This window comes from Vibrio sp. 779(2023) (assembly GCF_033344285.1).
In the GTDB taxonomy this organism is placed as follows: domain Bacteria; phylum Pseudomonadota; class Gammaproteobacteria; order Enterobacterales; family Vibrionaceae; genus Vibrio; species Vibrio alginolyticus.
Genome location: NZ_JAWPOM010000016.1, coordinates 73,238 through 99,888 on the forward strand (window position 1 = coordinate 73,238; position 26,651 = coordinate 99,888).

Below are 26,651 nucleotides of genomic sequence, written 5' to 3' on the forward strand. Positions count from 1 at the left end.
TTTTCCCCTCGATTACAGTGTTTCGTTTAGAACAAGCGCCAGCAGTGCTTGGCGAGCATACACGCCATTTTGAGCTTGCTGGAAGAAGTAAGCATGAGGCGTTTTATCAACATCAGTTGTGATTTCATCCACACGTGGTAGTGGGTGCAGTACTTTCAAGTTCTCACGCGCGCCTTCTAGTAGTGCCGCCGTTAGGATGTAAGCCGACTTAATATGAGCGTATTCCGATTCGTCAAAGCGTTCTTTCTGTACGCGTGTCATGTACAGAATATCCAGTTCAGGAATCACACTTTCCATGTCTGTGTGTAGGCTATATTGAATGCCAGCTTCGTCTAGTTCTTCGCAGATGTAATCTGGCATTGCCAGCGCATCTGGTGCAACAAAGAAGAAGCGGATGTTGTTAAACTTTGCTAAGGCTTGAGTCAGTGAGTGCACTGTGCGGCCATATTTTAGGTCACCTACGAATGCGACGTTCAGGTTGTCTAGACGCCCTTGTGTTTCCGCGATGGTGTATAGGTCGAGTAGCGTTTGAGTTGGGTGTTGGTTTGCACCGTCGCCCGCGTTGATCACTGGCACGCCATTTGAAAATTCAGAGGCCAAGCGAGCGGCGCCTTCTTGTGGATGACGCATCACAAAGGCATCGACGTAAGAAGAGATGACTTGTACTGAATCTGCGAGTGTTTCGCCTTTTTTCGCCAGAGAGGTATTACCATCATTATCAAAGCCAATCACGTCACCACCAATGCGCTGAATCGCTGTTTCAAACGATAAACGTGTACGTGTTGATGGTTCAAAGAAACAACTTGCAACGACTTTGTTTTTAATCAGTTCTGGTCGAGGTGCTTTTTTAAGGCTACCTGCTGTTTCTACGATAAGTTCCAGTTCTTCGCGTGAAAGCTCTGGAATAGAGATGATGTGCTTCTGGTAAAGCGAGTTCGCCATGATCTTCTTCCCTATAACATTGATGACTACATCCAAATAACCGAAAGGAATTTTGGACATAAAAAAACCTCCCCAATGGGGAGGTTTTAAAATTCAATAGAATTAACGAAAATAACACCACGTAAGCGTAGTCGCTTAGCGAGAGCAAATCGCGTTTTTACGTCAGCAATCAGCGTGGTCATTTCTTAATCCTCAGACAAATTGCCGAGCATTATACGCTTAACTTTCGTGAGCGCAAGCGATTACATCATGGTTTTTATCGGCTGTTTTTGCGCGCTGGTTTAGCTTCCTAGCGTCGCAACCATCACGGCTTTGATGGTATGCATACGGTTTTCAGCTTCGTCGAATACGATGGAGTATTCCGATTCAAATACCTCTTCTGTTACTTCAAGGCCTTTCATACCGTATTTTTCAGCGACTTCTTTGCCGACGGTGGTTTCATCATTGTGGAAAGCTGGAAGGCAGTGCATGAATTTCACATGTGGATTACCCGTTTGCTTAATCACGTCCATATTGATTTGATAAGGTGTCATTAACGCTACACGTTCATCCCATGCCTCGGCAGACTCACCCATAGACACCCAAACGTCGGTGTATAGGAAGTCACAACCTTTCACACCTTCCTCAACGCTTTCTGTTAACGTGATTTTTGCACCGGTTTGTTGCGCGATAGTTTGACAAGTTGCCACGAGATCTTCTTCAGGCCAGAACGCTTTTGGCGCGACAAGGCGAATATCCATGCCCATTTTCGCTGCGCCCACCATAAGTGAGTTACCCATGTTGTTGCGCGCATCACCTAGGTAAGCGAAGGTTACTTCATGTAGCTGTTTACCACGGCCGTGCTCTTGCATGGTCAGGAAGTCAGCAAGGATCTGGGTTGGGTGGAACTCATCCGTTAAACCATTCCACACTGGAACACCAGCATAAGTACCAAGCTCTTCAACAATGGATTGGCCAAAGCCTCGGTATTCAATCCCGTCATACATACGACCAAGGACGCGAGCGGTGTCTTTCATCGATTCCTTATGACCGATCTGCGAGCCAGAAGGGCCGATGTAAGAGACTTGAGCACCTTGGTCAAAGGCAGCGACTTCAAACGCACATCGGGTACGAGTCGAAGATTTCTCAAAGATTAGTGCGATGTTTTTACCTTGAAGTGTCTTCTGCTCTGTTCCTGCATATTTAGCTTTTTTCAGCTCTGCAGACAGTTCGAGCAAAAACTGGATTTCTTTGGTTGAGAAGTCCAATAGCTTCAAAAAGTTGCGGTTACGTAAATTGAAAGCCATAGCTCGTCCCTTAGTACATGTGATTAGATTAATAGAATTCATTAAAACATATAAATGCTTTTATTGTGAATAATTATTTTTAATTAAAGCTAAAAAAGGTTGATGTATTCACATCAACCTTAGTTTTGATTCACCTAATGTAAAGGGACGAGTAAGTTATATATCGTCTCGTTCTATTGGACAGCTCATACAGCGAGCGCCACCGCGACCACGACCAAGCTCGTTACCAGGTACTGTCAGTACTTTGATGCCAGCTTTATCGTATTTTTCGTTGGTGTATACGTTGCGTTCGTAACCAATTACTACGCCCGGTTTTACAGTTAGAACGTTATTGGCGTCATTCCATTGTTCGCGTTCCGCTTCATAGCTGTCGCCACCAGTGGTGATGATTTTCAGCTGATCTAAGCCAAGAGCGGACTCAATCGCGTGCAGATAGTTATGTGAGGCTTCAACATGCATTTCACCGTTGCCTTTTGGTGTTAAGCGCCATGTGTCGAGATCTTTGCGCATGATCTCAGGGTAGACAGAGAAAGTATCTACATCCATATGGGTCATCACGGTGTCTAAATGCATACATGAGCGGTGTTTAGGCAGATCAATTGCAATCACTTCGGTCGCTTGGCCTGCTTTAAATAGGCTTGCTGCAAGGTTCTCTACACCTTGTGCAGTCGTACGCTCAGACATACCGATAAGAACTGCACCTTTACCAATAACCAACACATCACCGCCTTCGACATTCGCATTATCATAATGCAGATCATCGTCACCGAAGTATTTGATAAAATCTTGGCCAGCAAAAATTGGGTGCCAACGATAAATCGCACGTAAGTGGTTTGTTTCACGTTGGCGTGCAGGCATCATCATCGGGTTAAGAGAAACGCCGCCATAAACCCAGCATGAGGTATCACGAGTAAAGAGGTGATTAGGCAGTGGCTCAATAACAAAGTCGAGAGGACGCTTCATTTTTGGCAGCATAGAAGATGAGGAGATCGGTAGCTCTGAGTAAGCTAAGCCACCTAAAAAGATGCAGGCAAGGTGTTCATCATCCATTTCTGAAAAGTATTGGCGTAGGTCTCGCGCAAAGGTTGGCCCGTAACGAAAGTCAGAAATCTGAGTGTTCAGCAGCCATTGTTTTGCTTCTGGAACAGCGAGGGTTTCGACCAGTAAATCGTGGAGGAGAAGCACTTCAACGTCTTGCTCGCGCAGCGTACGTGCGAATGCATCGTGCTCTTCACCTGCCGCTTCTACAGCAAGAACGTCATCAAATAGCAACTCATGACAGTTTGACGGAGTTAAGTGGGTTAGGGCGCGTTCAGGGCGATTTAATAGAACTCGTCGAAGTTGACCAACTTCTGATCCAACGTACAGCTTGCTCATTTTGTATCCTTACAAATTTTCCAGCCATTAGTTATGACAAGCTTCCTAGAAAGATGCAAGTTATCAAGCTTTGTTTATATTCTGGTATTTCTGGTTTTGTGAGTTTTTTATTTTTATTTTGATTCTTATTAAATTTATTATTAGATATAAATGCTATTTTGCTAAAATTAGAGTGCGTGCGTTTTTATTCTAATTTTCCCGTTGAGAAAGAATACACGCACAGTGCATAAAACCTGCATTTTTATTCTAAATTATGCATTATTAAAGTGAATTTATTCGTTATGCTTCTTCGTTTTACACGTGAGTGTATTCAAGAAAGCATCATAAACACGCATAGAAAGAGAAAATAACCACATTAAGTGTCAATTAGGATGTTCTGAATATTAAAAAATGCCATTCTTTGTTAATTTTTTGTTTCTTTGTGTGGTCGGTTTAATATTTAGATTCAAATAACCGATAAGAATCGCAGTGGTATGATGTTTGTTTGTGGCTTTTCATCGCAATCCATGCCATATTTCACCGGATCAGCATACTCAGTATCGGGTATTGTGTTTCCATCAAGTAACTAATCTGGAGCCAAAACATGTCTCACGAAGATGAATATCTATCAGTAGAAGAATTAATTGAGATTCAAAAGGAAGAGACTCGCGATATCATTGCAGCATTGCTAGAAGATGGCAGCGATCCAGATTCGCTATACGAAATTGAGCACCACCTGTTTGCAGAAGATTTTGACACGCTAGAAAAAGCGGTAGTTGAAGCATTCAAGATGGGCTTTGAAGTTCTTGAAGCAGAAGAAACTGAAGATGAAGATGGTAACAAGTTGCTTTGCTGTGATGCGACTATGGAGTCCGCACTAGATGCAGAAGCGATTGATGCGCAAGTTGAAAAATTGATTCACTTGGCAGAAAAATACGACATCATCTATGACGGTTGGGGTACGTACTACGAAGGCGAAGATGCGCTTTACCCTGAAGAAGATGAAGACGACGAGTAATCAAAGCTCACTACTTTTGGAAAAACCAGCGTTTAACGCTGGTTTTTTTATACCTTGAAAAACTGACGAATGTGGAGGCGATAAATAATTCACATTGAGTTTATAGGGGATTTCTCCCTATAATGCGTGAAAATTGATCTAGCTCAAGGTGTATATGCAACTCTCACTCGCCGGTTTATGGCAAGTCTCTCCACTGACGGACCTTTCTATCCCACAGGATGACATTACTTTCCCTGCTCCTTTGAGTCAGGTATTGCCAGTTGAAATGACAGAAGAAGCAATTCGTCAGCAAGAGTGGCACCTGATGCATGACATTGAAGTGGATGAATCCATGATGGCATTCCCAGCGGTAGAAATGGTGTTGGGTGGTGTGGATTACCATGCAGAAGTGCGTTTGAACGGAGTAGCATTGTTTGACTGTGACGGTTCTCAAAATGTCTACAAGAAAGACATTCGCCCGTTCATGCAGATGGGGCGCAACCGTTTTGAGATCCTATTCCTTGAGGAAGAAGAAGATCTTCTGTTGGATGAGGATAAACCGGAGTTGTGTTCACTTGCAGATCATGAATACCAAAAGAGTGACGAGCGCTTAGGGGTATGGCAAGAACCGTATCTGCAGTTCATTCGCAATGTACGTTTAGACCGCGTGGCAACCGAGCAGATTTGGCACCACGGTGGTGGTTGCGAGTTTAAAGTAGACTTGTACTACCAAACTTTTGCGCCGGGTCTGGTCTCTGCATCGGTTAAGTTTAATGGTATGACTTACCATATTCCTATTGATGTCCGAGCGGAGCATGCGAGCGCTTTATTCCAGATCGAAGCGCCAAAGTATGCCGATCTTACTGATCCTGATCCAAGTGATCTCTACCAGTTGTCTGTTGAGTTGGATGGGCAGCACCAAAACTTCACTGTTGTCTTGAGCCAGGAGCTTTGTGTTACCCATGTTGTGCTTTAACTCTTAGTAATGCTCTTTATTACAGTGTTTTAAGCATCACTACTTCACATGCATCATGCCCTGTTTGTCCAAGCGGGGTATCGAGATGCTCAAAGCCTAGCTTTTCATACAAGCTTACCGCTTCTCTCAGACATTCAGTTGTCTCTAAATAGCACTGCTGATACCCAAATTGTTTCGCCAATTGTAAGCTCAATGCGACGATGCGTTTGGCTAAACCGTGCCCTCGTGTTTGAGGTAAGAAGTACATCTTTTGTAGTTCACACACATTTGGCTCGCCAGCTAAAGGGGCAAAGCCACCGCCACCAACGATCTCTCCGCGATGTTCAATGACCCAGTAGGCGGCCCCGCATTGATTGTAAACCGAATACATATCATCAAGCGTTGGATCAGCCACACCATAACCTTTGTCTGCGGTTAAGCCGTATTCTGCAGAGACTTTACGAATCACATCTGCGACTTGCGGGTTGTCTGCTTTAGTAAGAGGTCGAAGAACGTATTCCTCAGCCTGACACACTTTTGTTAGCCCTTTTAGGTAAGTCTCTAGACCAAGTTTGAGTTGCTCTTGCTCGCTTTCATCGAGTTGGGTAAGCAGCTGTTCAAAGAAGTGGTTTTGCTGTTGGTCCAATTGCGATAACGCCTGTTGGCCTTGCTCTGTAATCGCTACGAGTTGACTACGTTTGTCTTTTGGGTTTTCGATGCTCTCGACCAAACCTAATTTAATCAAACCAGTAACGGTTCGGCTCGCGTTGGACTTGTCGACATTAAGCTGCTGTGCCAGCTGATTGATGGTCAATGGCTGCAATTGGATTTCACCCAATGCGTGCGCTTGCACTGGAGTGAGAGCGACATCGCCGCATTGTTTATCAAGCATACCAAGCAATCGGACGGCTTGACGGGAGTAGTGTCGAAGTTGACGAGCGTTCATTATCACTTACCTCTAAAAATAAAGTTGCGCACCGCAATTAAATTAATTGCGGTGCGCAACCTTGTCAATGGTAAATGTCATTTTTCTCGTTAGGAGACGTAGTGAGCCTCCATGTTTAAGCGTGGTGATGTAAACAAAACTGCGGTGCTGGAGCTTTTTCTGATGATTTACGCATCCATACTTTCTCGTGGAAGTAGTAAACCACCGTGTTCAAACTCGGCTCTAGCATCGCCATTACGCCGCCGACGAATGCATCACCTGTTAGTAAGTAAACCACGGTAAAAGCGACGCTGAAGTGCACGGTCGCAAAGCTTGCGGTTTTTAATTTGGTCATCCACTGACGAGCTTTAAGTGCTGGGACTTTTGCCCATGCCTTTTCATGAAAGTAGAAGGCTACGGTGTTCACTGAAGGCTCAATCATGGCAATTAAACTACCAATTAGAATGTCGCCTGTGAGTACGTAAGCGACACTAAATGCGATAGTAAAATGCAGTGCTGCGAAAGTTAGTGTCTTTTTCATGATAATTACTCAATCGTGTTTGTTTCGATGAGTTCATTATCGATAATAATTCTCATTAATGCTAATGGGTAATGAGTATTGTTGTGATAGGGGGAAGCTATTGATGATGGTTTTGGTGAAATGTATACAAAAAAGGTTGGCCATGATGACCAACCTTTTGAACCAAAAGTGAGAAGTGTTAATTCTTCTCTTTCACTGAGGCTTAAAGCGCAGCGATCGTTGTCTTCTGCTCTTCTAGCTTAGCTAGTGTCTCTTTGTAGCCTTCAAGCTTCTCACGCTCTTTAGCAACAACTGCTTCAGGTGCTTTCGCTACGAAGCCTTCGTTACCTAGTTTGCCTTCGATACGCTTGATTTCGCCGTGAGTCTTCTTGATTTCGCCATCTAGACGAGCAAGCTCAGCATCTTTGTCGATCAGACCTGCCATTGGGATCATCAACTCAGACTTACCAACCAGTGCTGTCGCACATGCAGGAGTTTTTTCGCCAGTTTCAAGCACGCGTACTGCTTCTAGCTTCGCTAGTGACATCAGTACTTGCTTGCTTGCTTCTAGACGAGAGGCATCTTCTGCATTTGCTGCTTTCAGCATAACGTCAAGCGGCTTACCAGGGTTGATGTCGTATTCAGCACGTAGGTTACGGATGCTGGTAATGAACGCTTTCACCCATTCAATGTCGTCTAGCGCTTCTTGGTTGAAGTTTGCTTCGTCGAATTGAGGCAGTGCTTGCAGCATGATTGTCTCGCCTTCTACACCTTCAACTAATGGCTTGATGCTTTGCCAGATAGTTTCAGTGATGTAAGGAATCACTGGGTGAGCTAGACGTAGAGTCTTCTCAAGTACCGTGATTAGTGTACGGCGAGTACCACGCTGTTGCGCTTCAGTACCTTTCCATAGAACGGGTTTAGTTAGCTCTAGGTACCAGTCACAGAATTGGTTCCAGATGAATTCGTAAAGCGTGTTCGCAGCCATATCTAGACGGAAGTTGTCGATATGGTTGTTGAACGCTTTCGCTGCAAGTTCAAACTGAGACTCGATCCATTTGTCTGCTAGTGAGTATTCAATCTCACCACCGTTGAAGCCACAATCTTGCTCTTCTGTGTTCATCATTACGTAACGGCTTGCGTTCCATAGTTTGTTACAGAAGTTACGGTAACCCTCAAGACGCTTCATATCCCAGTTGATATCACGACCTGTTGATGCCATTGCTGCAAGAGTGAAACGCAGTGCGTCTGTACCGTATGCTTCGATACCGTTTTCAAACGTCTTACGAGTGTTCTTCTCGATCTTCTTCGCTAGTTGAGGCTGCATCATGTTGCCACAACGCTTCTCTACGAGAGACTCTAGGTCGATACCATCGATCATGTCGATTGGGTCAAGTACGTTACCTTTCGACTTCGACATCTTGTCGCCGTTTTCGTCACGGATTAGACCAGTAACGTAAACCGTTTTAAATGGTACTTGTGGCTTGCCGTTTTCGTCTTTCACGAAGTGCATGGTCATCATGATCATGCGCGCAACCCAGAAGAAGATGATGTCGAAACCAGTTACTAGAACGTCTGAAGGGTGGAATACTTTCAGATCGTCAGTTTGCTCTGGCCAACCTTGAGTACCGAACGTCCATAGTGCAGAAGAGAACCACGTATCCAGTACGTCTTCGTCTTGGTGAAGTTCAATGACTGACTCTAGGTTGTTGTTCTTACGAACTTCTTCTTCAGTGCGACCTACGTAAACATTACCTTGGTTGTCGTACCAAGCTGGGATGCGGTGACCCCACCATAGCTGACGAGAGATACACCAGTCTTGAACGTCACGCATCCAAGAGAAGTACATGTTTTCGTACTGCTTAGGAACGAATTGGATGTCGCCGTTTTCTACTGCTTCAACTGCAGTTTTCGCTAGAGGCGCAGTACGTACGTACCATTGGTCAGTTAGCATTGGTTCGATAACCACGCCACCACGGTCGCCGTAAGGAACTTGTAGATCGTGATCTTTCACTTCTTCAAGTAGGCCTAGCTCGTCGAATTCAGCAACGATAGCTTTACGAGCGGCAAAACGCTCCATACCGTGGTATTTAGCTGGTAGCTCAGTGCTGTAAGCGTCGCTTGCTTCGCCGTTGGTGTTGAATACTTCAGAAGCATCACGGATGTTTGCGTCGAAAGTCAGAATGTTGATCATTGGTAGCTGGTGGCGCTTACCTACTTCGTAGTCGTTGAAGTCGTGCGCAGGTGTGATTTTCACACAGCCAGTACCTTTTTCCATATCTGCGTGCTCATCGCCCACGATTGGGATGCGACGATCAACGATAGGAAGGATGATTTCTTTACCGATAAGATCTTTGTAACGTGGATCTTCTGGGTTAACTGCAACACCCGTATCGCCTAGCACGGTCTCTGGACGAGTCGTTGCAACAACGATGTAGTCTTTGCCATCCGCTGTTTTAGCGCCATCTGCTAGTGGGTAGCGGAAGTGCCACATGTGGCCTTTAGTGTCTTTGTTCTCTACTTCTAGATCTGAAATCGCTGTGTGTAGCTTTGGATCCCAGTTAACTAGACGCTTACCGCGGTAGATTAGATCGTCTTCGTATAGACGTACGAAGACTTCTTGAACGGCGTTAGATAGACCATCGTCCATCGTAAAGCGTTCACGATCCCAGTCTACAGATGCGCCAAGACGACGAAGCTGCTTAGTGATAGTGCCGCCAGATTCGCCTTTCCATTCCCAGATTTTGTCGATGAAAGCTTCACGACCGTAATCGTGTTTTGTTTTGCCTTCTTCTGCAGCGATCTTACGCTCAACAACCATCTGAGTTGCGATACCAGCGTGGTCAGTACCTACTTGCCAAAGGGTGTTTTTACCCTTCATACGTTCACAACGGATAAGCGTATCCATGATCGTATCTTGGAACGCGTGGCCCATGTGTAGGCTACCAGTGACGTTCGGTGGCGGGATCATGATGCTGTATGATTCTTTAGTAGTGTCACCGTGTGGCTTAAAGTAGCCTTTCTCTTCCCAAGTCTGATACAGAGCTTGTTCGATTGAAGTTGGGTTGTATGTCTTTTCCATAGCGCTCTTTTAATGGATACGTTGATGGTTGAATCTTAGTCAATCTTTATAAGTGAGGGATCTTAACAAGATCGCCTTAACTATAAGGATTGACCGTTAAGGATATTGAATTTCGATCGTTTGCAGCTGGTAACCTGCTTGACGGTAAATTTTATATCTTTCTCTTGCGAGTTGTTTAGCTTTTTCTTCGCAGGGCACGAAGTCTACCACTTGAGCAAACTTGTTCGCAAAGGTTGTCTCATTTTCCGCCAAATTAATTACCAGCTGACGGTTCCAATTAGGTTTTACACCTTCATGGCCGATTTCAATATTGGTGGCGTATTTCGGTCCCTCGCCTACGAGGTTATGTGCCATGAACTTGTCTGCATCAACTTGCCAAAAGGCTTCAGCGAGCTGCTCGGCGTGTGGTTTGTCTTGGCAGTTTAAATACACTTTAGCGCCTTGGCGAGCAAAGTGCTGAGCCAAAAACACGATGTATTCTTCAAAGCCAGCCACCGTTGCTTGCGGGCTCTCTTCGTTAATGATGTAGAAGGTTGCAGTTTGCATCATTCTCTCATTTGCCTTGGGTCTCTTCCTAAGACCATCTTAAGTCCCACTTTCATTTTAGAAAATTAGGATAATAAAAAAGGGCCTTGCGGCCCTTTTAGATTCTGTTCAGAAATTACTCTTCTGTCTCTTGGCCGCTGCGGTTCAAAAGGAATTGGACAAGCATTGAGACAGGACGGCCCGTTGAGCCTTTCGCTGCGCCTGATTTCCACGCGGTACCTGCGATATCGACGTGTGCCCAGTTGTACTTCTTCGCGAACTTAGATAAGAAGCAACCCGCAGTAATTGTGCCACCAGGGCGACCACCAATGTTTGCCATATCCGCAAACGGGCTTTTCAACTGTTCGTGGTACTCGTCTGCCATTGGTAGACGCCATGCACGGTCACTCGCTTGCTCAGAAGCGTTTACTAGCTCATGAGAAAGAGGGTTGTGGTTAGAGATTACGCCGCTGATATGGTGGCCTAGTGCGATAACACAAGCCCCAGTTAGCGTTGCAACGTCAACCACGCAGTCTGGTTCGAAACGCTCTACGTAAGTCAGTGCGTCACAAAGAACAAGACGACCTTCCGCATCCGTGTTCAGAACTTCTACAGTTTGACCAGACATGGTCGTTAGGATGTCACCTGGACGGTAAGCGTTGCTGCCAGGCATGTTTTCACAGCCCGCTAGAACACCAATAACGTTGATTGGTAGGTTTAGCTTCGCTAGCGCTTTCATTGTACCGAATACCGATGCCGCACCACACATGTCGTACTTCATCTCATCCATACCTTCGCCCGGCTTTAGAGAGATACCGCCTGAGTCGAAGGTTAGACCTTTACCTACGAGCACAATCGGTTTTGCATCTGAGTCAGGGTTACCTTTGTACTCGATGATAGACATCATAGATTCGTTTTTAGAACCACGGCCTACTGCTAGGTAAGAGGTCATACCCAGTTTTTCCATCTCTTGCTCACCAATGATCTTGGTGGTTACGGTTTCGTAATCGTCAGCAAGACGACGAGCTTGAGAGGCTAAGTAAGCTGGGTTTGCTACGTTTGGTGGCATGTTGCCAAGGTCTTTTGAGGCTTTGACACCTGATGCGATAGCAAGACCATGAGTGATTGCTTTTTCACCCAAGTTCAATTCACGACGCGTTGGTACGTTGAAAACAAGCTTGCGCAGTGGGCGGCGAGTCTCAGGTTTCACGCTCTTGAATTGATTAAATGTGTATAGACCATCTTTAGTCGCTTCTACAGCCTGGCGCACTTTCCAGTATGTATCACGACCCTTAACATGCAGTTCAGTTAGGAAACATACCGCTTCCATTGAGCCTGTCTCGTTAAGTGTGCTGATCGTCTTTTGAATGATTTCCTTGTACTGGCGCTCGCCAAGTTCACGCTCTTTGCCGCAACCGACAAGTAAAACGCGCTCTGACAAAACACCTGGTACTTGATGCAGTAGCAGCATCTGACCAGGTTTACCCTCTAGATCACCACGGCGAAGTAGTGAACTGATGTAACCGTCACTGATTTTATCAAGTTGTTCGGCTACTGGAGAAAGGCGACGTGGTTCAAACACACCAACAACGATACATGCGCTACGTTGTTTCTCTGGACTGCCACTTTTTACACTGAACTCCATGCGTACTCCTACATCCTGAAGACAAATTGCTCTAAATGTTAGATAATGATCGCTTACTTGTTGAATTTTAGCTCCAGGCTTACATGCAGAGCTGATTAAGCGACTAACATCTAGTTTATAATTTTTAAAAAAATAAATGGTTCAACGGGAAACTATAGTGATTCGACCAAAAAAACAAGTTTTGTATAGGTAATTTCAGCGTGATTATTGTTAGATATTTGATCCGCGAAACACTCAAGAGCCAATTTGCGATTTTTTTCGTACTTTTTTTGGTGTTTGTAAGCCAGAAATTCATAAGTGTTCTTGCTGATGCTTCTGATGGGGATATTCCTGCTGGATTGATTTTCTCGATTGTTGGTTTGAATATGCCAGCAATGGGTCTGTTAATGCTGCCTTTAAGTCTGTATATCGGCATATTGATCACATTTGGTCGTCTGTATGCAGAGAGCGAAATTGTCGTAATGAACGCGACAGGTATTGGTAATAAATTCTTGGTTCAAGCGGCCTTATACCTAGCGTTGATTACTTCAGCGGTGGCGGCTTTCAATGCGTTGTGGCTATCGCCGTGGTCTCAAGACCGCGTTGAGCAGCTTTATGAGCAGGTAGCGTCAGAAAACAGCGTTGACCTACTTAAAAAAGGTCAGTTCCAAGGTACACCAGACGGTTCATCGGTTGTGTTCATCGATGACATTAAAGACAATACCTTGAGCAACGTTTTTGTTGCGCAGATGCGCCCTCGAGATTCGGTGTTACCGAGTGTGATGTTCTCATCTTCTGGTGAAGTAAAAGAGCTTTCGGACGGTCGTCAGATCATCACTATGAAAGAAGGTACGCGTTATGAAGGTGTGCCTACTCGCGTTGAATATATGATCACGAAATTCGATGAATACGAAGGTGTTATCGGCCAACGTGAGGTCAAAAAGAAAGGGCGAGACTGGGAAGCATACCCAACGGTTGACTTGATAGGTCACCCAGATCCAGAGGCGCAAGCGGAGCTACAATGGCGAATTTCGTTATTTGTGTGTATTCCACTCTTAACAATGCTCGTTATTCCTTTGTCTGCGGTGAATCCGCGTCAGGGACGGTTTGCCAAAATGGGGCCTGCGATTCTGATCTATCTAGCGTATTTCTTGGCGATCAGTGCAACCAAATCTGCATTAGAAGATGGTGACATCCCGGCTGCTATTGGTATGTGGCCAATCAATGCGATGTTGCTGATTGTTGCTATCATGGCGAATATGATGGACAGCGTTGCTGCTAGACGAATAAAAGACAAATTCCGCAAGAAGAGGCTCGCGTAAGCTGTGTTCAAAATCTTAGACCTTTACATCGGTAGAACCATCATCTCTACCACTGCCTTGGTTTTAGCGACGTTTGTTGGCTTATCGGGCATCATCAAATATGTAGAACAGCTACGTAAAGTAGGGCGAGGTGTGTACGACCTCACTCATGCGTTGTACTTTGTGTTACTCAGTGTGCCGCGTGATATCGAAATGTTCTTTCCAATGGCGGCATTACTCGGTGCCCTGATCGGCTTAGGTATGTTGGCTTCAAGCTCTGAGCTGGTGGTGATGCAAGCTGCTGGTTTCTCTAAGCTGGATATCGGGTTATCGGTACTCAAAACGGCCGTCCCGCTCATGATTGTTGTTATGGCGTTAGGTCAATGGGGCGCTCCTGAGGCCCAGAAGATGGCCCGTGACTTACGTGCGTTTGCGATATCAGGTGGTAGCATTGTGTCTGTGCGCTCAGGTGTGTGGGCTCGTGATGCAAACGACTTTATCTTTATCGGTAAAGTCGAAGACGACAAACTTTATGCTTTAAATATGTGGCGTTTTGATGATGATAAGAATCTACAAAAAGTTATTTTCGCCGAAGAAGTCGACTACCAACAAGATAACAACTGGCTGATGCGTTACGTACAAATTACGGACATGGAAAATGAAAACGTAATTTCAAAGCAAGACATCGAACAGATGGAGTGGCACACCTCTTTGGCACCAGATAAGCTAGCTGTGGTGACCGTGAAGCCAGAAGAACTGTCACTGAGCGGTTTGTATGATTATGTGACTTACCTAAAAGCATCGGAACAAGATGCATCTCGCTATGAGTTGGCGTTTTGGCGTAAGTTGACTCAGCCGCTTTCAATTGCTGTGATGATGTTAATGGCGCTATCTTTTGTTTTCGGCCCACTCAGAAGCGTGACCATGGGGGCAAGGGTATTGTCGGGCGTGGTTGCCGGGTTTACTTTTTACATATCCAGTGAGTTCTTTGGCCCATTAAGCTTGGTGTATGGCATATCCCCAGTGTTTGGTGCTTTGGCCCCGAGTTTGGTGTTCTTAGCTATTGCGATTGCATTGCTACGAAGAAAGCTATAACTGAAGCATCATCGAATAAACCAAATTTTACCGAACCAAATGTAAAAGGAAGGCATTACGCCTTCCTTTTTTGTGTTCCTAGACAAGTTAGTTTGCCTTGGGTAATACAACTACCTCTGTTTTGGCCCAAATGTCGTGGAAACCACGTTTCTTCGGATCAATCGGTACAGTCAGATTTGCCAAGCCAAAGCCAGATGTCGAAATACGAATCAGAGCTTGAGTTACCGTAATTGGTGCACCGTCTTTGGCATTGCGAACTCGAAGCTTCCAAGCGCGCATCCCAAGAGTTTGTCCTGCTCGCGTCCAGAAGAACACAAAGAAATATATCCACACACCCGCAAGATAAAGTGTAAATAGAGGGCTCAATACAGGGTGTTTTCCGAGCATATCTGCGGCATCAGCGTACTCGCCATAGCTCAACAATCCTGCTGCATTTAGTGCAAACACAACGGCCATAACAATACCTGCGGCCATCATTTCAATTGCGATAATAATCAATGTGTCGTAAATCAACGCTGCAAGTCGACGAAAGAGACCAGCAGGTGGAAGAGTTGTAGACGTTGTCATTATTCCATCACTTACCTTAAAAATTGTGCGTCAGAATATAGATTCCCTCACCAAGAGAAAAGAGACCTAACGCACAGAGTCTTTAATTGTGTATAAACGAAGAGACTTTTCTGCCCTACGTTATCAGCACATGTCATGATACACGAGGCCGTGCAGCAATATGTTTCAACTGAATTCGACTCTCTTAACCATTGGCTTTTTGGTCTGTGACCAGATTAGATAGCTGAGAGAGTTGGTGTTTCTCATCTTCGGTATAATGTTGGCTTAATGAAAGCTCTAAAGCTTTTTCTGACAGCTTGATTGCTGGTGACAAAAATAACTTAGGGTGCATACTAGAGAGAGCTAGCAAGGCCTTTTGTAGGCGAATCTGTATTTGGAGTTGCGCTGCACCATCGTGTGCTATCGGCAAAAAGACATCATCAAACAAATCCTGGCAGCTCAATGCGGGCACAAATAGTCTAGGATATCGAGTTTTGGTAGGTGGCTCACTGAGTAGGTCTCCCCATAATGAAAGTGCTCGTACAGAACGCCCAAGAACGTCAATCGCGGTGCCATTATCATTTACAGCCGGAGATAGTGCTCGTGAGGCGATTTCCGCCATAACGACTAAACCAAAGCGAGGGTCCTGATCATATGAACGCTCCGTTCGAATCGTGAAGGCTGCCGTTACTTCGCTTTCGTCTGGCAATTCTCCACAAACCCAAGCCAATGGTTGACCTACGTACACAAAACTTCCCGGTTGTCGCTCAAGGTAGATGGTGCATTGGTTTGCTTCAGCAATACTATCGAGATGATGCATATCAACATGCTGTAAGTAGCCAATTTCTTGGCTCAAAATAGGTTTACTTCCTTTGGGTTTATGTTCTGGGTGGCTCCACGGGTGAGCACCTAGCCAACGCTCTTTGCCCCGTTTTCTTATCGCATCTAACAAGGCTTGCTCCACGTATGAAGTGGTTTCACTGACCCTTCCTAGTACGGAAAGGTGCTGAATCCAACGTAGCAGAGTGAGTATGATCATCACGATTACGGCGATAGTCACGATGAACAGATAAATTTGTGCTTGTTGATGATAGGCCCCAATACCTAGCGCGATAATTCCTACCAAACTAAATAGAAAAGAGCCAAGAAAGGTTGCTAAGGCATTTTGTGTTGTGCTGTCTTCCATCAACAGTTTTGTCGCTCGCGGCGTTACCCCTGCACTAGCGGCACTGTACGCTGAGACCATAATATTGAGAGAGAATGTAGTCACTGCAAGCATGGAGGTTGCGAGGATATTTAATATGTTGTTCAACAAATCCTTGCTGACGTTGATGGCAGGGGGCAGAGTAATGAACTGGTTTAAAACAATCGACATTAAGGCGGTAGCAACAGCTAGTAATGCGTAGAGTGACGTCCGGACCCACAGTTTTCGTGTCATCTGTTTCAGTAACCACTGCCATTTTGACCCAGTCATTCTTTGCTCCTATTCAGTTCTCACTAGAAAGTCGATAGAAAATTCAGAAAGTTATTCTTGCTTAAGCATAGGTTAAATGCCCGTCGTTCTGCTTGATATTTCATGCATCACGAAAGTAAGAAAGCCGCTTGCTTCAAAGAATGGTGCTCTTGAGGTGTGAATTACCACGATTCTGTTACCTTAATTGATAGATGAATTAAAAGTATGTGATTGAAAAGAGGTAGCGCATGATTGTAATTACAGGTGCAAGTAGCGGTTTAGGGGCAGAGTTGGCAAAGCGTTATGATGCGGAAGACAAAGAGACGTATATCATAGGAAGAAACACAGAAAAACTATCCGCACTAGCAAAACAACTCTCTCATAACGTCGGCTATCAAGCTTGCAACCTCTCATTACATCAAGGTGTGAAACAGCTCTTTGATGGGATGAAACAGCCGCCTGAAATGGTCATTCATAGTGCAGGAAGTGGTTATTTTGGCTTACTGGAAGAGCAGGAGCCGGAAGAGATTCAAAAGTTGATTGATAACAACCTGAATTCTGCGATTCATGTGTTAAGAGAGTTAGTAAAGCGTTACAAAGATCATCCAATAAAAGTGGTCATGATCATGTCCACAGCCGCGCAACAACCTAAAGCGCAAGAGTCTACGTATTGTGCAGTGAAATGGGCTGTCAAAGGATTAATTGAGTCGGTTCGTTTGGAGCTAAAAGGAAAACCTATGAAAATTATCGCGGTTTATCCTGGTGGAATGGATACGGAATTCTGGAAAACAAGCGGCAATAAGATGGACACGAGTCACTTCATGCAAGCAGAAGATGCCGCAGAGATGCTCCATAATGCGTTGTCGAGCATTGGGAATGGTTATGTTTCTGATATTACAGTGAATAGAACTTAAAAAGAGTTTCGTATACTCATTTTCATCTGGAAGAGTAGTAGAAAATGGAGCGTACGTTTCTTATGAGTACAGCTTTGTCACACTTTGTGGCGAAATTATCAGCAAACGATAGTTATTTAAGGTATTTCTGCTTGCGCAGGTCAAAAGCTTACGTATAATGCCAACCATCAAAGGGCAATAGCCCAAAGATGCCGGTGTGGTGAAATTGGTATACACGACGGATTCAAAATCCGTTGCCTTCGGGCGTGGCGGTTCAAGTCCGCCCACCGGTACCATATTAGAAAGGTCGCTTTTATAGCGGCCTTTCGTCGTTTTAGGTGTTCGTAAATATCAAAAGAAAGTTAGCGTTGCCTTCGCGGTGGCGGCAGGAATGCCAGTCCAATCAACTCCATCCACCGGTACCATATTTTAAGACAGAGCCTCGATGAAAGTCGGGGCTTTGTTGTATCTGGATCTTCAAAACAAAAAAGCGCGAGGGGTATGCCTCGCGCAAACTACTACATGGTGATAGTAAGAACAGCCTATAGAGCTGTGAACAAGGTATTCTGAGTGTTCGGAGTCCAGTCAGCTTGGGACACGTGCGGTACATCAACTAGATAACGCAAACCTTGATAAGTCACCACATCACCTTGTTTATAGGAAACATTCTGAGTCCAGTTAGTGGCTGGGTCTGCATTTGTCCAAAGGCTAGAGGTTGGAGACGGTGCCCAATCTTGTTGCGCAGTATGGTTTGTTACAGCCTGGTATACAGTACCTAGGTGTAAGATGTAATCGCCAGCGTCGTAGTTATGACCAACTTGCCAGTTCGGTGTGTAGTTATCCATTGTGTCGAAGTCATAACCCGCTTGTTTTGCTAACTGTATAAACTTAGCGAGCTTAGGTAGGTTTTGCGTTGCACCCATGCCACGCTTACCATCTTCAAATAGGAACTCGTGAGTTAATACGATAACTTTATCGGCGTGTAAAGGTGTACCACATGGGAACTCTTGAGCTTTGGAGTTGATCGGGTTAATCGTTGTTGGTGCACAAGTGTTTAACGCGGAATCCACATATCCAAGAAATGCTTCTGCTTCTGTAAGGCTGTTTGCTGGCATTTCAATGCCCCAATTTTCGGGTGCCCAGTCCACATCCCAACCGTGAGTTTGATAGCCGTTATTCGCTAGGATATTTTGAACCTCGATAGCTGCTTTTACACTGTTGGATGGGTTGGATGTATCGCATACATATCCTGGTTCCCAAGGTTTCAGGTCATCAGACGTGGCACATAACCCATCTGCTTTGAAGTCTTTCGTCACGCGCCAACCGTTGGTGTAGGGCAGTCTAGCAAACTCTGTTGCCTTGTAGTTCGGGTAGCTTGTAATGTTCGGCAAATACTTTGCTAACACAGATAAGTTTTCCGTAAACATTGAGGCATCGTAAACAGGGTCTTGATACGAGTTAAGCTGGTGGTCCCCGGTCGCATTACACTCCGCAGCACTGTTCGGTCCAAACTCATCCACGCAGTTGTGCACCATGTGATCGTAACTGTGGTTCGCAACAATATGACCAGTGTCTAATGCGAGCTTTAAGGCTTCTAGGGAACGGTCTTCATTCTCATCACCAATTCCATCTAAATGCCAAGCATTAAAGTAAAACGTCGCTTTGATATCTTCCTGGTTAAGTACTTGAATAACGTCAATAGATGCATTGATTGGTCCATCATCAAACGTTAGATAAATTGTGCCTTTAGAGTCGGTTTGAGCAAATGAGTGTTGTGATAGTGCGGCACTTACAAGCGTTGCAATAGCCAATTTATTAAATTTCATTCTCTATTCCTTTTAAGAAATTAATAACGACGTTGTCAGTAGTAAAATATTGATAATTTGAAACTTAATGTGATGTCTTAAATTATTTTATGACTTTTATCCTAGACCTAAATAATTACAAAAAAATAGGTGGTATTTTCTAAATTGGGATTGTGTCCACGAATAATGCAACCGGTTGCGCTTTTTTGTATTGGTTATTTTTGCTACAGTTTTTGCAGGTTGAAATTTACACAACGGGAGTAAGGCTATGAAAAAGATCCTTTTATGCTGTAGCGCAGGGATGTCAACCAGTATGCTTGTTAAGAAAATGGAGCAAGCTGCTGAAAATAAAGGAATTGAATGCAAAATTGATGCGATGTCAGTGAATGCATTTGAAGATGCAATTAAAGAGTACGATGTTTGTCTTCTCGGGCCTCAAGTACGTTTTCAGCTAGAAGAGCTAAGAAAAACGGCGCAAGAGCATGGTAAAAACATTGACGCGATTTCTCCTCAGCATTATGGAATGATGAAGGGAGAAGAAGTACTAGAGCAAGCATTAGAATTAATTAACTAAAATATAGTTTTAAATTAAAAAGATAACTGTACATCAAATATAAATATTTGATGCGGGATTCTTTTGCCTAAAATAAGGATGGACTCTATGAAGCTTTATGACGCAATTATAGGCGCAGTCGAAAAGCATATAGCCCCTATAGCAGCTAAAGTGGGGAATCAGCCCCATGTTCGCGCAATGAGAGACGGTTTTATTGTCGCAATGCCGTTTATTATTGTCGGTAGTTTCATTTTGATTTTTGCATTCCCCCCATTTGCCGAAGATACAACCTTTACTTTTGGTCGAATTTGGCTCGATTTCGCCACTACACATTTTGATACCATAATGATGCCCTACAACATGTCGATGGGGATCATGACCATTTTTGTTTCGCTGGGCGTTGCTTATAGTTTAGCGAAGGCTTACAAGATGGATGGGATCACGAGTGCTGTATTGTCACTAATGTCTTTTTTACTCATTGCGGCCCCAGCTAAAGATGGCGCGTTGTCTATGTCTCACATGGGCGGAACCGGGATCTTCACCGCAGTGATGTGTGCATTTTTCTCGGTGGAGCTCTACCGTTTTATGAAAAAGCACAATATTACGATTCGCATGCCAGAGCAGGTGCCACCGGCGATTGCGCGATCATTTGAAGTATTGCTACCAGTCTTAGCGATATTCATTACCTTATATCCACTTAGCCTTTTCGTACAAACCCAGTACGACATGCTGATTCCAGACGCTGTTATGGCTATCTTTAAACCGCTAATTAGTGCGTCTAACTCATTGCCTGCCATTATTGGCGCTTTATTGCTTTGCCAGCTACTTTGGTTTGCGGGTATTCATGGTGCTGCAATTGTTGTTGGACTGCTTTCTCCAATCTTTTTGACCAACATTGGTGCCAACATTGAAGCCTTTGTTGCAGGTGAACCGATTCCAAACGTATTTACTCAACCGTTCTGGGATTTTTACATCTTTATTGGCGGCTCTGGTGCAACACTTGCTCTTGTTATGCTGATGTCGTTTAGCCGTTCTGTTCACCTTAAGAGCATTGGTCGAATGAGTGCGGTGCCTGGCTTTTTCCAAATCAACGAACCAGTGATCTTCGGTAGCCCAGTTGTGATGAACCCGACCTTGTTTATCCCGTTCGTCTTCGCTCCAGTCATCAACGCTACGATTGCGTATTTTGCTGTGCATGTCGGCTTTGTGGGTATGGGTGTCGCTACAACACCTTGGACAACACCGGCACTGATAGGTGCTTCGTGGGGTAGCGGTTGGACCTTTGCGCCAGTATTGCTCGTCATTGGTTTATTGATTCTTGATCTAATCATCTACTTCCCATTCTTCAAAATGTTTGAGAAGCAAATGTTGGAGCAAGAACTACCAACGACGAAGGAAACTAAAGGTGACACGCAGCCGTCAGGCGAAGGCGTTACTGCTTAACTGTGCTTAATGGGCCGCAATTACCGCGGCCCGATTTTCGGAGAGAAAATGATGGAACAAGAATTGGTTGTGATGGAGATCATTTGCAATGCTGGTGAAGCCAGAAGTTTAAGCTACGAGGCATTGCGTTTATCTCGAGAACAAGATTTTGAAGCGGCTGACGAGAAGCTCTCTCAAGCAAGAGAGTGCATTAATAAAGCCCACTTAATACAGACTCAGCTTATTGAAGAAGATCAGGGAGAAGGGAAAGTCCCGATGACGTTAGTGATGGTGCATGCTCAAGATCACCTGATGACTACGATTTTGGCTCAAGAGATGGCTGTAGAAATCGTCGCACTGAACAAAAAAATCTCGAACAAGTAAAGGGGGATGAAAATGTCTAGAGAGGCGATCAAACTTGCCATTATTGGCGGTGGTAGTAGCTATACCCCGGAATTGGTTGAAGGGGTTATTAAGCGCTTAGAATATTTACCCGTTAAGAAAATCCATTTTGTGGACATTGAGTCAGGAGCTGAGAAGCTTGAGATCATCAAAGGATTGGCTCAGCGAATGGTCGATAAAGCCGGAGCAAAAATTGAGATAAAAGCCGGTTTCGATCGCCGTGCTGCGATAAAAGATGCGGATTTTGTGATGACGCAGTTTCGTGTTGGTGGCCTTGCTGCACGCGCTAACGATGAGCGAATCCCAATCAAGTACGACGTCATCGGCCAAGAAACAACGGGCCCTGGTGGTTTTGCTAAAGCACTGCGAACCATTCCGGTCATTCTTGATATCTGTAAAGACATTGAAGAGTTGGCTCCAAACGCATGGATGCTCAATTTCACCAACCCAGCGGGTTTAGTTTCCGAAGCGGTCAGTAAGTACACCAAAGTAAAGAGTATTGGTTTATGCAATGTGCCCGTTTCAATGGAAATGATGATTGCAGAAATGATGGAGTGTGAGCCAAAAGAGCTACAACTTGAGTTTGCTGGGTTAAACCATCTCGTGTGGGTACACAAAGCATGGCTCAATGGGGAAGATATTACTCAAACGGTATTAGAGAAAGTCGGTGATGGTGCCAACTTCAGTATGAAGAATATCTGGGAAGAGCCGTGGGATCCTGCATTTCTAAAAGCACTGGGGGCGATACCATGTCCTTATCATCGCTACTTCTACCAAACTGATGCCATGCTTGCTGAAGAGAAACAAAGTGCCGATGAAAAAGGCACTCGTGCTGAGCAGGTAATGGAAACAGAAAATGCGCTATTTAAGCTCTATCAAGATCCTACCCTCGATCATAAGCCGAAAGAGTTAGAGGAGCGGGGTGGTGCTTATTATTCTGATGCATCACTGAACCTAGTTGATTCAATTTATAACAATCGTAATAGTATTCATGTTGTTAACGTTTTAAATAATGGAGCGATCAACGGCCTACCTGACGATGCTGTGATTGAATGTAGTGCCGTGATTGGTAGCTGGGGGGCGAAACCTCTTGCGGTTGGCGAGTTGTCAAACAATATCAAAGGATTACTCCATCAAGTTAAAGCGTATGAGCAGCTAACAATAGAAGCTGCTGTCGAAGGTAATTATAACAAGGCGCTTATGGCATTAACCAATAACCCATTGGTGCCTGACATTGGCCGCGCCAAGTCAATCCTGGATGATATTCTGGCGGTGAACGCTCCGTATTTACCTCAATTTAAACTAACGACGTTGTAAAACTAAGGAAGGGCGCCGATGAAAGTCATTTTTAATGCTGATGATTTTGGTTTAACGAGAGGTGTAAATAGCGGCATCGTTAAAGCTCATCAGCAAGGTGTGGTTCATTCAACCACCATGATGGTGGGTATGGATGCTGAGCAACATGCCTTAGAACTAGCTCGCCATAATCCAGACTTGAAAATTGGCGTTCATCTTAGGTTTACAGCAGGTGTGCCTATAACGAAGCATCCTAACTTGACCAACGGCCGATCGCACTTTATCAACTATGACGAACTTTGGAGTAAGCAGGACTTCGAAACTCAGGTCGTTTATGATGAAGCAAAAGCTCAGGTGGAACATTTTTTATCGCTTGGGTTAGAGCTAAGCCACTTAGATAGCCATCATCACGCGCATACTCACCCTCAAATTTTGCCCGTTATTAAAGAAGTAGCGAATGAATACCGAGTGCCACTGCGGGGCACTGGCTTGTGTCAAGAATCGATGACAATCAGGTATATCTTTACTGATGAGTTTTATGACCAAAAAGTGAGCTTGGATGGTTTAATGACACATTTATTGAGCTTAAAAGCTGACTATGACTTGGTTGAGGTGATGTGCCACCCGGCAGAGGCCGATCAGGCGCTTATCTTAAAGAGTGGCTATGCGCTTCAGCGAGAGCTAGAGTTACAAGTTCTTACCTCTCCCATTTTAAAAGAACAGTTAGCTCATCATGGTATAGCTGTCACGGATTACTCTGAGCTCGTTTCTACCAATCAAATGGTCGGTGTATGATTAAAGGCTGCCAGCTTCGCCCCCTATAAGCACCTTACGAATTGCTGGCAGCCGTTCTACACAAACGGATATTTAATAACAATTGCAGTTGGACCCAATAGCATTATGGCAAGGATTAAAGATGTCGCCGAACTCGCCGGTGTAAATCGCTCTACCGTTTCTCGAATCATTAATGGGGAGGGGAAGTTTCGCGAAGAAACTCGAAAAAAAGTAGAGCAAGCTATGGCGCAATTGAATTATCGTCCTAGTGCAATTGCTCGTTCACTCGCAACCTCATCCAGTAATATGGTTGGGTTATTGGTGACTTACTATACGGGGGGCTTCTTTGGCGAGATGATGGAGCAGGTTCAAACCGAGCTGGATATTCATAAGAAGTTTTTGATTACAGCTCAAGGCCATCATTCTGCACAAGGTGAAAAAGAGGCAATTCAGCGTTTTAATGATTTACGTTGTGACGGCTATGTACTTCATAGTCGTTATTTGTCAGATGATGACTTACGTGAATTAGCTAAACAACCAACACCTTTCGTTCTCCTGGATCGCTACGTGGAAGGAATAGAAGAGCGTTGTGTTACCTTTAACCATCATCATGCAAGCCGTATTGCCGTTGAGCACCTTTTAGCTGGTGGTCATCGAAAGATTGCTTGTATTGCCGGTCCATCCCAACGTCATAACAGTGTATTGAGAAAGCTTGGGTATATTGATGCAATGAAGGATGCTGGTATAGATATTGATGAAAGCTGGTGTGAAGAAGGGAATTATGGTCGGCAAAGTGGTTATGATGCAATGGCTGCAATTTTACAACGACACCCTGATGTGACGGCTGTCTTTTCGTGCAGTGAAGAAATGACGGTTGGCGCAATGCAGTACTTACACGAGCACAGTATTTCTGTACCAGAGCAAATCTCATTAACTAGCTTTGACAGTGTTGATCTTTGTGAAAGTCTTTACCCTACAGTATCAGCAGTGCACTTTCCTATCAGTGACATGGCCCGTGTAGCGGTACAAACGTTAATGGGACTAGTCAAAGATCAAGAAGTAATAGACAAGCCAGTGTTCGAGGCTAAGCTTAAAATACGCAAAGCAGATCGCTCCTTAAAGTAGCTTACTTCTATCTAATTAAGTGAGTCGCTTAGAAATAACGGTTTGATGTTTTGATAGTTACTGATGAATTTATTCACAAAATTTACTAGTATTCTAACTCTCTTAAGAAATATAAATCAGTAGTGAATAAGTGGCAGCCATTAAACTAACGGTCGATCGTATTCAACCCGGACTACATATCCGTCTTCCGCTAAAGTGGAACGATCACCCCTTTCTACTCAATAGCTTTAAGGTTAAAGACCAAGAGCAAGTCGAGATGATCCGCCACCTCGGCGTAAAGTTCGTTTACTTTAATCCAGAGCAAAGCGATGCCGTTCCACTCCCTGTTTATCAAAGACAAGCTGACAGAGTAACAAATGAAGCGTCGTTAGATCATGAAACTCAAAAAATGTGGCAAGAAAAACAGAACCGCATAGAAAAGTTAAGTGCATACCGTCGACGCGTGATTCAGTGTGAAAAAGAGTTTGAGCGCTCTCTGGCACGTATGCGTTCAGTCATGACTAAAATCCGTAACCGTCCGACAGCAGCAGTTGATGAAGCAAAGCTTCTTATTGAAGATATCGTCGAGAAGTTAATGTGCGATGATAATGTTACGTTACATCTGATGAACGGAAAAAATGAGTTTGAAGATATTTATTTCCACTCATTGAACGTGGCTGTTATCTCTATGATGATTGGCCGTGCTAAAGGGTACTCAGCAGCACAGTTGAAAGAGCTTTCCTTCTCCGCACTATTCCATGATATCGGGAAAATAAAAATCCCGACTGCAATATTAAGAAAGCAACTACCTCTAACAGAGCCAGAAACCAACTACTTAAAGTTGCACACTAAATATGGCGTCGATCTTGCGAGTCAAATCGAGGCTTTTCCCGAAGTCGCGAGAATTGTGATCGCGCAGCACCATGAGCTAAGAGATGGGTCTGGTTATCCTAAAGGCCTGAAAGGAGATGAGATCAACGAGTTTGCTCAAATTATTGCTGTAGCCAATGCGTTTGATAACTTGTGTCATACACCGATAGTCTCAGACCAAAAGATTCCTTATACCGCACTCTCTCATTTATATAAGAACTGTAAACACCTATATAAAGAAGAGAACCTGAACATCCTAATTAAGTTTATGGGCGTGTTTCCTCCGGGTACCGTAGTTCAGCTTTCCAATAATATGGTCGGCCTGGTTATCTCAGTGAATGCATCGCATTTATTATTCCCGAATGTCTTGGTTTACGATCCATCAGTACCAAGGACGCAAGCGCCAATCATTGATCTTGCCTCAAAAGATATAAAGATAGTTAACGCGATTCATCCGTCAAAATTACCGGATAAAGTAAAAGAGTATCTAAATCCGCGTTCGCGTATTTCTTATTTCTTTGATAGTGATGAGTAGTTATCCACAGCTTTTTGTGGGTAAATTGTATAAATCCTGAGTGTTATTTATGGGTAATTTTAGGGTTGGATGGAAAGTATCCATTTGGCATGTTTTTTTAGAAAAAATGCACTTTTAGTATTGCCAAAGAAAATCTTCTCCCTATAATGCGCATCCATCGACACGGCAGACGCCACAAGGCTTTAGCAGGGTCGAAGAGGTAAAAAGCTTCTACAAAAAATTAGTTTAAAAAAGTGTTTGACACTAACAACTAAATCGCTAGAATTCACCTCCGCTTTGAGAGAAAAACTTCTCGCAAAGCAAGCTCTTTAACAATATAGACCTATCAATCTGTGTGGGCACTCGTTGATGATAATCCAATTAGATACCTCGGTATCAAATTAGGTTTCA

General features: G+C 44.3%; 24 protein-coding genes and 1 tRNA gene. 13 read left to right on the forward strand and 12 right to left on the reverse strand.

Annotated features, from left to right (window positions below; all coding sequences use genetic code 11):
• Window positions 1–12: 12 nt before the first annotated feature.
• The 4 genes from pyrB to arcA all read right to left on the reverse strand — a co-directional run bounded on the left by pyrB (window position 13) and on the right by arcA (window position 3,605).
• Window positions 13–942 (reverse strand): aspartate carbamoyltransferase, encoded by a 930-nt coding sequence (gene pyrB / locus R8O70_RS18225; RefSeq protein WP_005381085.1) that lies wholly within the window; start codon window positions 940–942, stop codon window positions 13–15.
• A gap of 86 nt (window positions 943–1,028) precedes the next feature.
• Window positions 1,029–1,124, reverse strand: coding sequence for a hypothetical protein (locus R8O70_RS18230; protein WP_005381084.1), 96 nt, complete (start codon window positions 1,122–1,124; stop codon window positions 1,029–1,031).
• A 99-nt stretch (window positions 1,125–1,223) separates the two neighbouring features.
• On the reverse strand, window positions 1,224–2,228 hold the full coding sequence (locus tag R8O70_RS18235) for an ornithine carbamoyltransferase (protein ID WP_053303448.1): 1,005 nt from the start codon (window positions 2,226–2,228) through the stop codon (window positions 1,224–1,226).
• Window positions 2,229–2,384: 156 nt separating this feature from the next.
• Window positions 2,385–3,605, reverse strand: coding sequence for an arginine deiminase (gene arcA / locus R8O70_RS18240; protein ID WP_005381082.1), 1,221 nt, complete (start codon window positions 3,603–3,605; stop codon window positions 2,385–2,387).
• 583 nt (window positions 3,606–4,188) lie between these two features.
• On the opposite strand from arcA, the gene rraB reads away from it, so the two are divergent.
• Both rraB and R8O70_RS18250 read left to right on the forward strand, forming a co-directional pair.
• Window positions 4,189–4,602 carry a ribonuclease E inhibitor RraB gene (rraB, locus tag R8O70_RS18245; RefSeq protein ID WP_005381081.1) on the forward strand — a complete coding sequence of 138 codons (414 nt, stop codon included), beginning with the start codon at window positions 4,189–4,191 and terminating at the stop codon, window positions 4,600–4,602.
• A 154-nt stretch (window positions 4,603–4,756) separates the two neighbouring features.
• Window positions 4,757–5,557 (forward strand): glycosyl hydrolase 2 galactose-binding domain-containing protein, encoded by an 801-nt coding sequence (locus tag R8O70_RS18250; protein WP_258625501.1) that lies wholly within the window; start codon window positions 4,757–4,759, stop codon window positions 5,555–5,557.
• A gap of 19 nt (window positions 5,558–5,576) precedes the next feature.
• On the opposite strand, the gene R8O70_RS18255 is transcribed toward R8O70_RS18250, so the two are convergent.
• The 5 genes from R8O70_RS18255 to pepA form a co-directional block, all read right to left on the reverse strand.
• Complete coding sequence (locus R8O70_RS18255) at window positions 5,577–6,482, reverse strand: bifunctional helix-turn-helix transcriptional regulator/GNAT family N-acetyltransferase (RefSeq protein ID WP_258625504.1); 906 nt, start codon at window positions 6,480–6,482, stop codon at window positions 5,577–5,579.
• Between the two features lie 115 nt (window positions 6,483–6,597).
• Window positions 6,598–7,002 (reverse strand): DUF2061 domain-containing protein, encoded by a 405-nt coding sequence (locus R8O70_RS18260; RefSeq protein ID WP_137282381.1) that lies wholly within the window; start codon window positions 7,000–7,002, stop codon window positions 6,598–6,600.
• A 202-nt stretch (window positions 7,003–7,204) separates the two neighbouring features.
• On the reverse strand, window positions 7,205–10,063 hold the full coding sequence (locus R8O70_RS18265; protein WP_258625507.1) for a valine--tRNA ligase: 2,859 nt from the start codon (window positions 10,061–10,063) through the stop codon (window positions 7,205–7,207).
• Window positions 10,064–10,159: 96 nt separating this feature from the next.
• Window positions 10,160–10,609, reverse strand: a complete 450-nt coding sequence (locus R8O70_RS18270) for a DNA polymerase III subunit chi (RefSeq protein WP_031777270.1) — start codon at window positions 10,607–10,609, stop codon at window positions 10,160–10,162.
• Window positions 10,610–10,724: 115 nt separating this feature from the next.
• The gene (gene pepA / locus R8O70_RS18275) at window positions 10,725–12,233 is read right to left on the reverse strand and encodes a leucyl aminopeptidase (protein WP_005381073.1); all 1,509 of its coding nucleotides are present in this window, start codon (window positions 12,231–12,233) and stop codon (window positions 10,725–10,727) included.
• Between the two features lie 200 nt (window positions 12,234–12,433).
• On the opposite strand from pepA, the gene lptF reads away from it, so the two are divergent.
• Window positions 12,434–13,534: an LPS export ABC transporter permease LptF gene (gene lptF, locus R8O70_RS18280; protein ID WP_005381072.1), complete on the forward strand. Its 1,101-nt coding sequence runs from the start codon at window positions 12,434–12,436 to the stop codon at window positions 13,532–13,534.
• A gap of 3 nt (window positions 13,535–13,537) precedes the next feature.
• Window positions 13,538–14,608 (forward strand): LPS export ABC transporter permease LptG, encoded by a 1,071-nt coding sequence (lptG, locus tag R8O70_RS18285; RefSeq protein ID WP_005381071.1) that lies wholly within the window; start codon window positions 13,538–13,540, stop codon window positions 14,606–14,608.
• A gap of 87 nt (window positions 14,609–14,695) precedes the next feature.
• On the opposite strand, the gene R8O70_RS18290 is transcribed toward lptG, so the two are convergent.
• Both R8O70_RS18290 and R8O70_RS18295 read right to left on the reverse strand, forming a co-directional pair.
• A complete protein-coding gene (locus R8O70_RS18290; protein ID WP_005381070.1) occupies window positions 14,696–15,175 on the reverse strand; it encodes an RDD family protein in 480 nt (159 codons plus the stop codon).
• Between the two features lie 184 nt (window positions 15,176–15,359).
• Window positions 15,360–16,628, reverse strand: coding sequence for a DUF2254 domain-containing protein (locus R8O70_RS18295; RefSeq protein WP_318184294.1), 1,269 nt, complete (start codon window positions 16,626–16,628; stop codon window positions 15,360–15,362).
• 227 nt (window positions 16,629–16,855) lie between these two features.
• On the opposite strand from R8O70_RS18295, the gene R8O70_RS18300 reads away from it, so the two are divergent.
• Entirely contained in the window at window positions 16,856–17,521 is a 666-nt protein-coding gene (locus R8O70_RS18300; protein WP_318184295.1) for an SDR family NAD(P)-dependent oxidoreductase, read from the forward strand.
• A 190-nt stretch (window positions 17,522–17,711) separates the two neighbouring features.
• A tRNA-Leu gene (locus tag R8O70_RS18305) sits at window positions 17,712–17,796 on the forward strand.
• Window positions 17,797–18,042: 246 nt separating this feature from the next.
• Here R8O70_RS18305 and R8O70_RS18310 read toward each other — a convergent pair.
• Entirely contained in the window at window positions 18,043–19,326 is a 1,284-nt protein-coding gene (locus tag R8O70_RS18310; protein WP_226084033.1) for a carbohydrate-binding protein, read from the reverse strand.
• A 247-nt stretch (window positions 19,327–19,573) separates the two neighbouring features.
• Here R8O70_RS18310 and R8O70_RS18315 point away from each other — a divergent pair, with 247 nt between their 5' ends.
• The 7 genes from R8O70_RS18315 to R8O70_RS18345 all read left to right on the forward strand — a co-directional run bounded on the left by R8O70_RS18315 (window position 19,574) and on the right by R8O70_RS18345 (window position 26,261).
• Window positions 19,574–19,879, forward strand: coding sequence for a PTS sugar transporter subunit IIB (locus R8O70_RS18315; RefSeq protein ID WP_025767645.1), 306 nt, complete (start codon window positions 19,574–19,576; stop codon window positions 19,877–19,879).
• A gap of 87 nt (window positions 19,880–19,966) precedes the next feature.
• The gene (locus R8O70_RS18320) at window positions 19,967–21,301 is read left to right on the forward strand and encodes a PTS sugar transporter subunit IIC (RefSeq protein ID WP_005381064.1); all 1,335 of its coding nucleotides are present in this window, start codon (window positions 19,967–19,969) and stop codon (window positions 21,299–21,301) included.
• Between the two features lie 51 nt (window positions 21,302–21,352).
• On the forward strand, window positions 21,353–21,664 hold the full coding sequence (locus R8O70_RS18325; protein ID WP_031777269.1) for a PTS lactose/cellobiose transporter subunit IIA: 312 nt from the start codon (window positions 21,353–21,355) through the stop codon (window positions 21,662–21,664).
• 12 nt (window positions 21,665–21,676) lie between these two features.
• Complete coding sequence (locus tag R8O70_RS18330) at window positions 21,677–22,999, forward strand: 6-phospho-beta-glucosidase (RefSeq protein ID WP_033906216.1); 1,323 nt, start codon at window positions 21,677–21,679, stop codon at window positions 22,997–22,999.
• 18 nt (window positions 23,000–23,017) lie between these two features.
• Window positions 23,018–23,773 carry a chitin disaccharide deacetylase gene (gene chbG / locus R8O70_RS18335; protein ID WP_258625511.1) on the forward strand — a complete coding sequence of 252 codons (756 nt, stop codon included), beginning with the start codon at window positions 23,018–23,020 and terminating at the stop codon, window positions 23,771–23,773.
• A gap of 105 nt (window positions 23,774–23,878) precedes the next feature.
• Entirely contained in the window at window positions 23,879–24,877 is a 999-nt protein-coding gene (locus R8O70_RS18340; RefSeq protein WP_005381031.1) for a LacI family DNA-binding transcriptional regulator, read from the forward strand.
• Between the two features lie 130 nt (window positions 24,878–25,007).
• A complete protein-coding gene (locus R8O70_RS18345; RefSeq protein ID WP_258625513.1) occupies window positions 25,008–26,261 on the forward strand; it encodes an HD-GYP domain-containing protein in 1,254 nt (417 codons plus the stop codon).
• Window positions 26,262–26,651 lie beyond the last annotated feature (390 nt).

Coding starts and splice junctions, on each gene's coding strand:
- pyrB (WP_005381085.1), bottom strand. CDS start 942: ATGGCGAACTCGCTTTACCAGAAGCACATCATCTCTATTCCAGAGCTT.
- R8O70_RS18230 (WP_005381084.1), bottom strand. CDS start 1,124: ATGACCACGCTGATTGCTGACGTAAAAACGCGATTTGCTCTCGCTAAG.
- R8O70_RS18235 (WP_053303448.1), bottom strand. CDS start 2,228: ATGGCTTTCAATTTACGTAACCGCAACTTTTTGAAGCTATTGGACTTC.
- arcA (WP_005381082.1), bottom strand. CDS start 3,605: ATGAGCAAGCTGTACGTTGGATCAGAAGTTGGTCAACTTCGACGAGTT.
- rraB (WP_005381081.1), top strand. CDS start 4,189: ATGTCTCACGAAGATGAATATCTATCAGTAGAAGAATTAATTGAGATT.
- R8O70_RS18250 (WP_258625501.1), top strand. CDS start 4,757: ATGCAACTCTCACTCGCCGGTTTATGGCAAGTCTCTCCACTGACGGAC.
- R8O70_RS18255 (WP_258625504.1), bottom strand. CDS start 6,482: ATGAACGCTCGTCAACTTCGACACTACTCCCGTCAAGCCGTCCGATTG.
- R8O70_RS18260 (WP_137282381.1), bottom strand. CDS start 7,002: ATGAAAAAGACACTAACTTTCGCAGCACTGCATTTTACTATCGCATTT.
- R8O70_RS18265 (WP_258625507.1), bottom strand. CDS start 10,063: ATGGAAAAGACATACAACCCAACTTCAATCGAACAAGCTCTGTATCAG.
- R8O70_RS18270 (WP_031777270.1), bottom strand. CDS start 10,609: ATGCAAACTGCAACCTTCTACATCATTAACGAAGAGAGCCCGCAAGCA.
- pepA (WP_005381073.1), bottom strand. CDS start 12,233: ATGGAGTTCAGTGTAAAAAGTGGCAGTCCAGAGAAACAACGTAGCGCA.
- R8O70_RS18290 (WP_005381070.1), bottom strand. CDS start 15,175: ATGACAACGTCTACAACTCTTCCACCTGCTGGTCTCTTTCGTCGACTT.
- R8O70_RS18295 (WP_318184294.1), bottom strand. CDS start 16,628: ATGACTGGGTCAAAATGGCAGTGGTTACTGAAACAGATGACACGAAAA.
- R8O70_RS18300 (WP_318184295.1), top strand. CDS start 16,856: ATGATTGTAATTACAGGTGCAAGTAGCGGTTTAGGGGCAGAGTTGGCA.
- R8O70_RS18310 (WP_226084033.1), bottom strand. CDS start 19,326: ATGAAATTTAATAAATTGGCTATTGCAACGCTTGTAAGTGCCGCACTA.
- R8O70_RS18315 (WP_025767645.1), top strand. CDS start 19,574: ATGAAAAAGATCCTTTTATGCTGTAGCGCAGGGATGTCAACCAGTATG.
- R8O70_RS18320 (WP_005381064.1), top strand. CDS start 19,967: ATGAAGCTTTATGACGCAATTATAGGCGCAGTCGAAAAGCATATAGCC.
- R8O70_RS18325 (WP_031777269.1), top strand. CDS start 21,353: ATGGAACAAGAATTGGTTGTGATGGAGATCATTTGCAATGCTGGTGAA.
- R8O70_RS18330 (WP_033906216.1), top strand. CDS start 21,677: ATGTCTAGAGAGGCGATCAAACTTGCCATTATTGGCGGTGGTAGTAGC.
- chbG (WP_258625511.1), top strand. CDS start 23,018: ATGAAAGTCATTTTTAATGCTGATGATTTTGGTTTAACGAGAGGTGTA.
- R8O70_RS18340 (WP_005381031.1), top strand. CDS start 23,879: ATGGCAAGGATTAAAGATGTCGCCGAACTCGCCGGTGTAAATCGCTCT.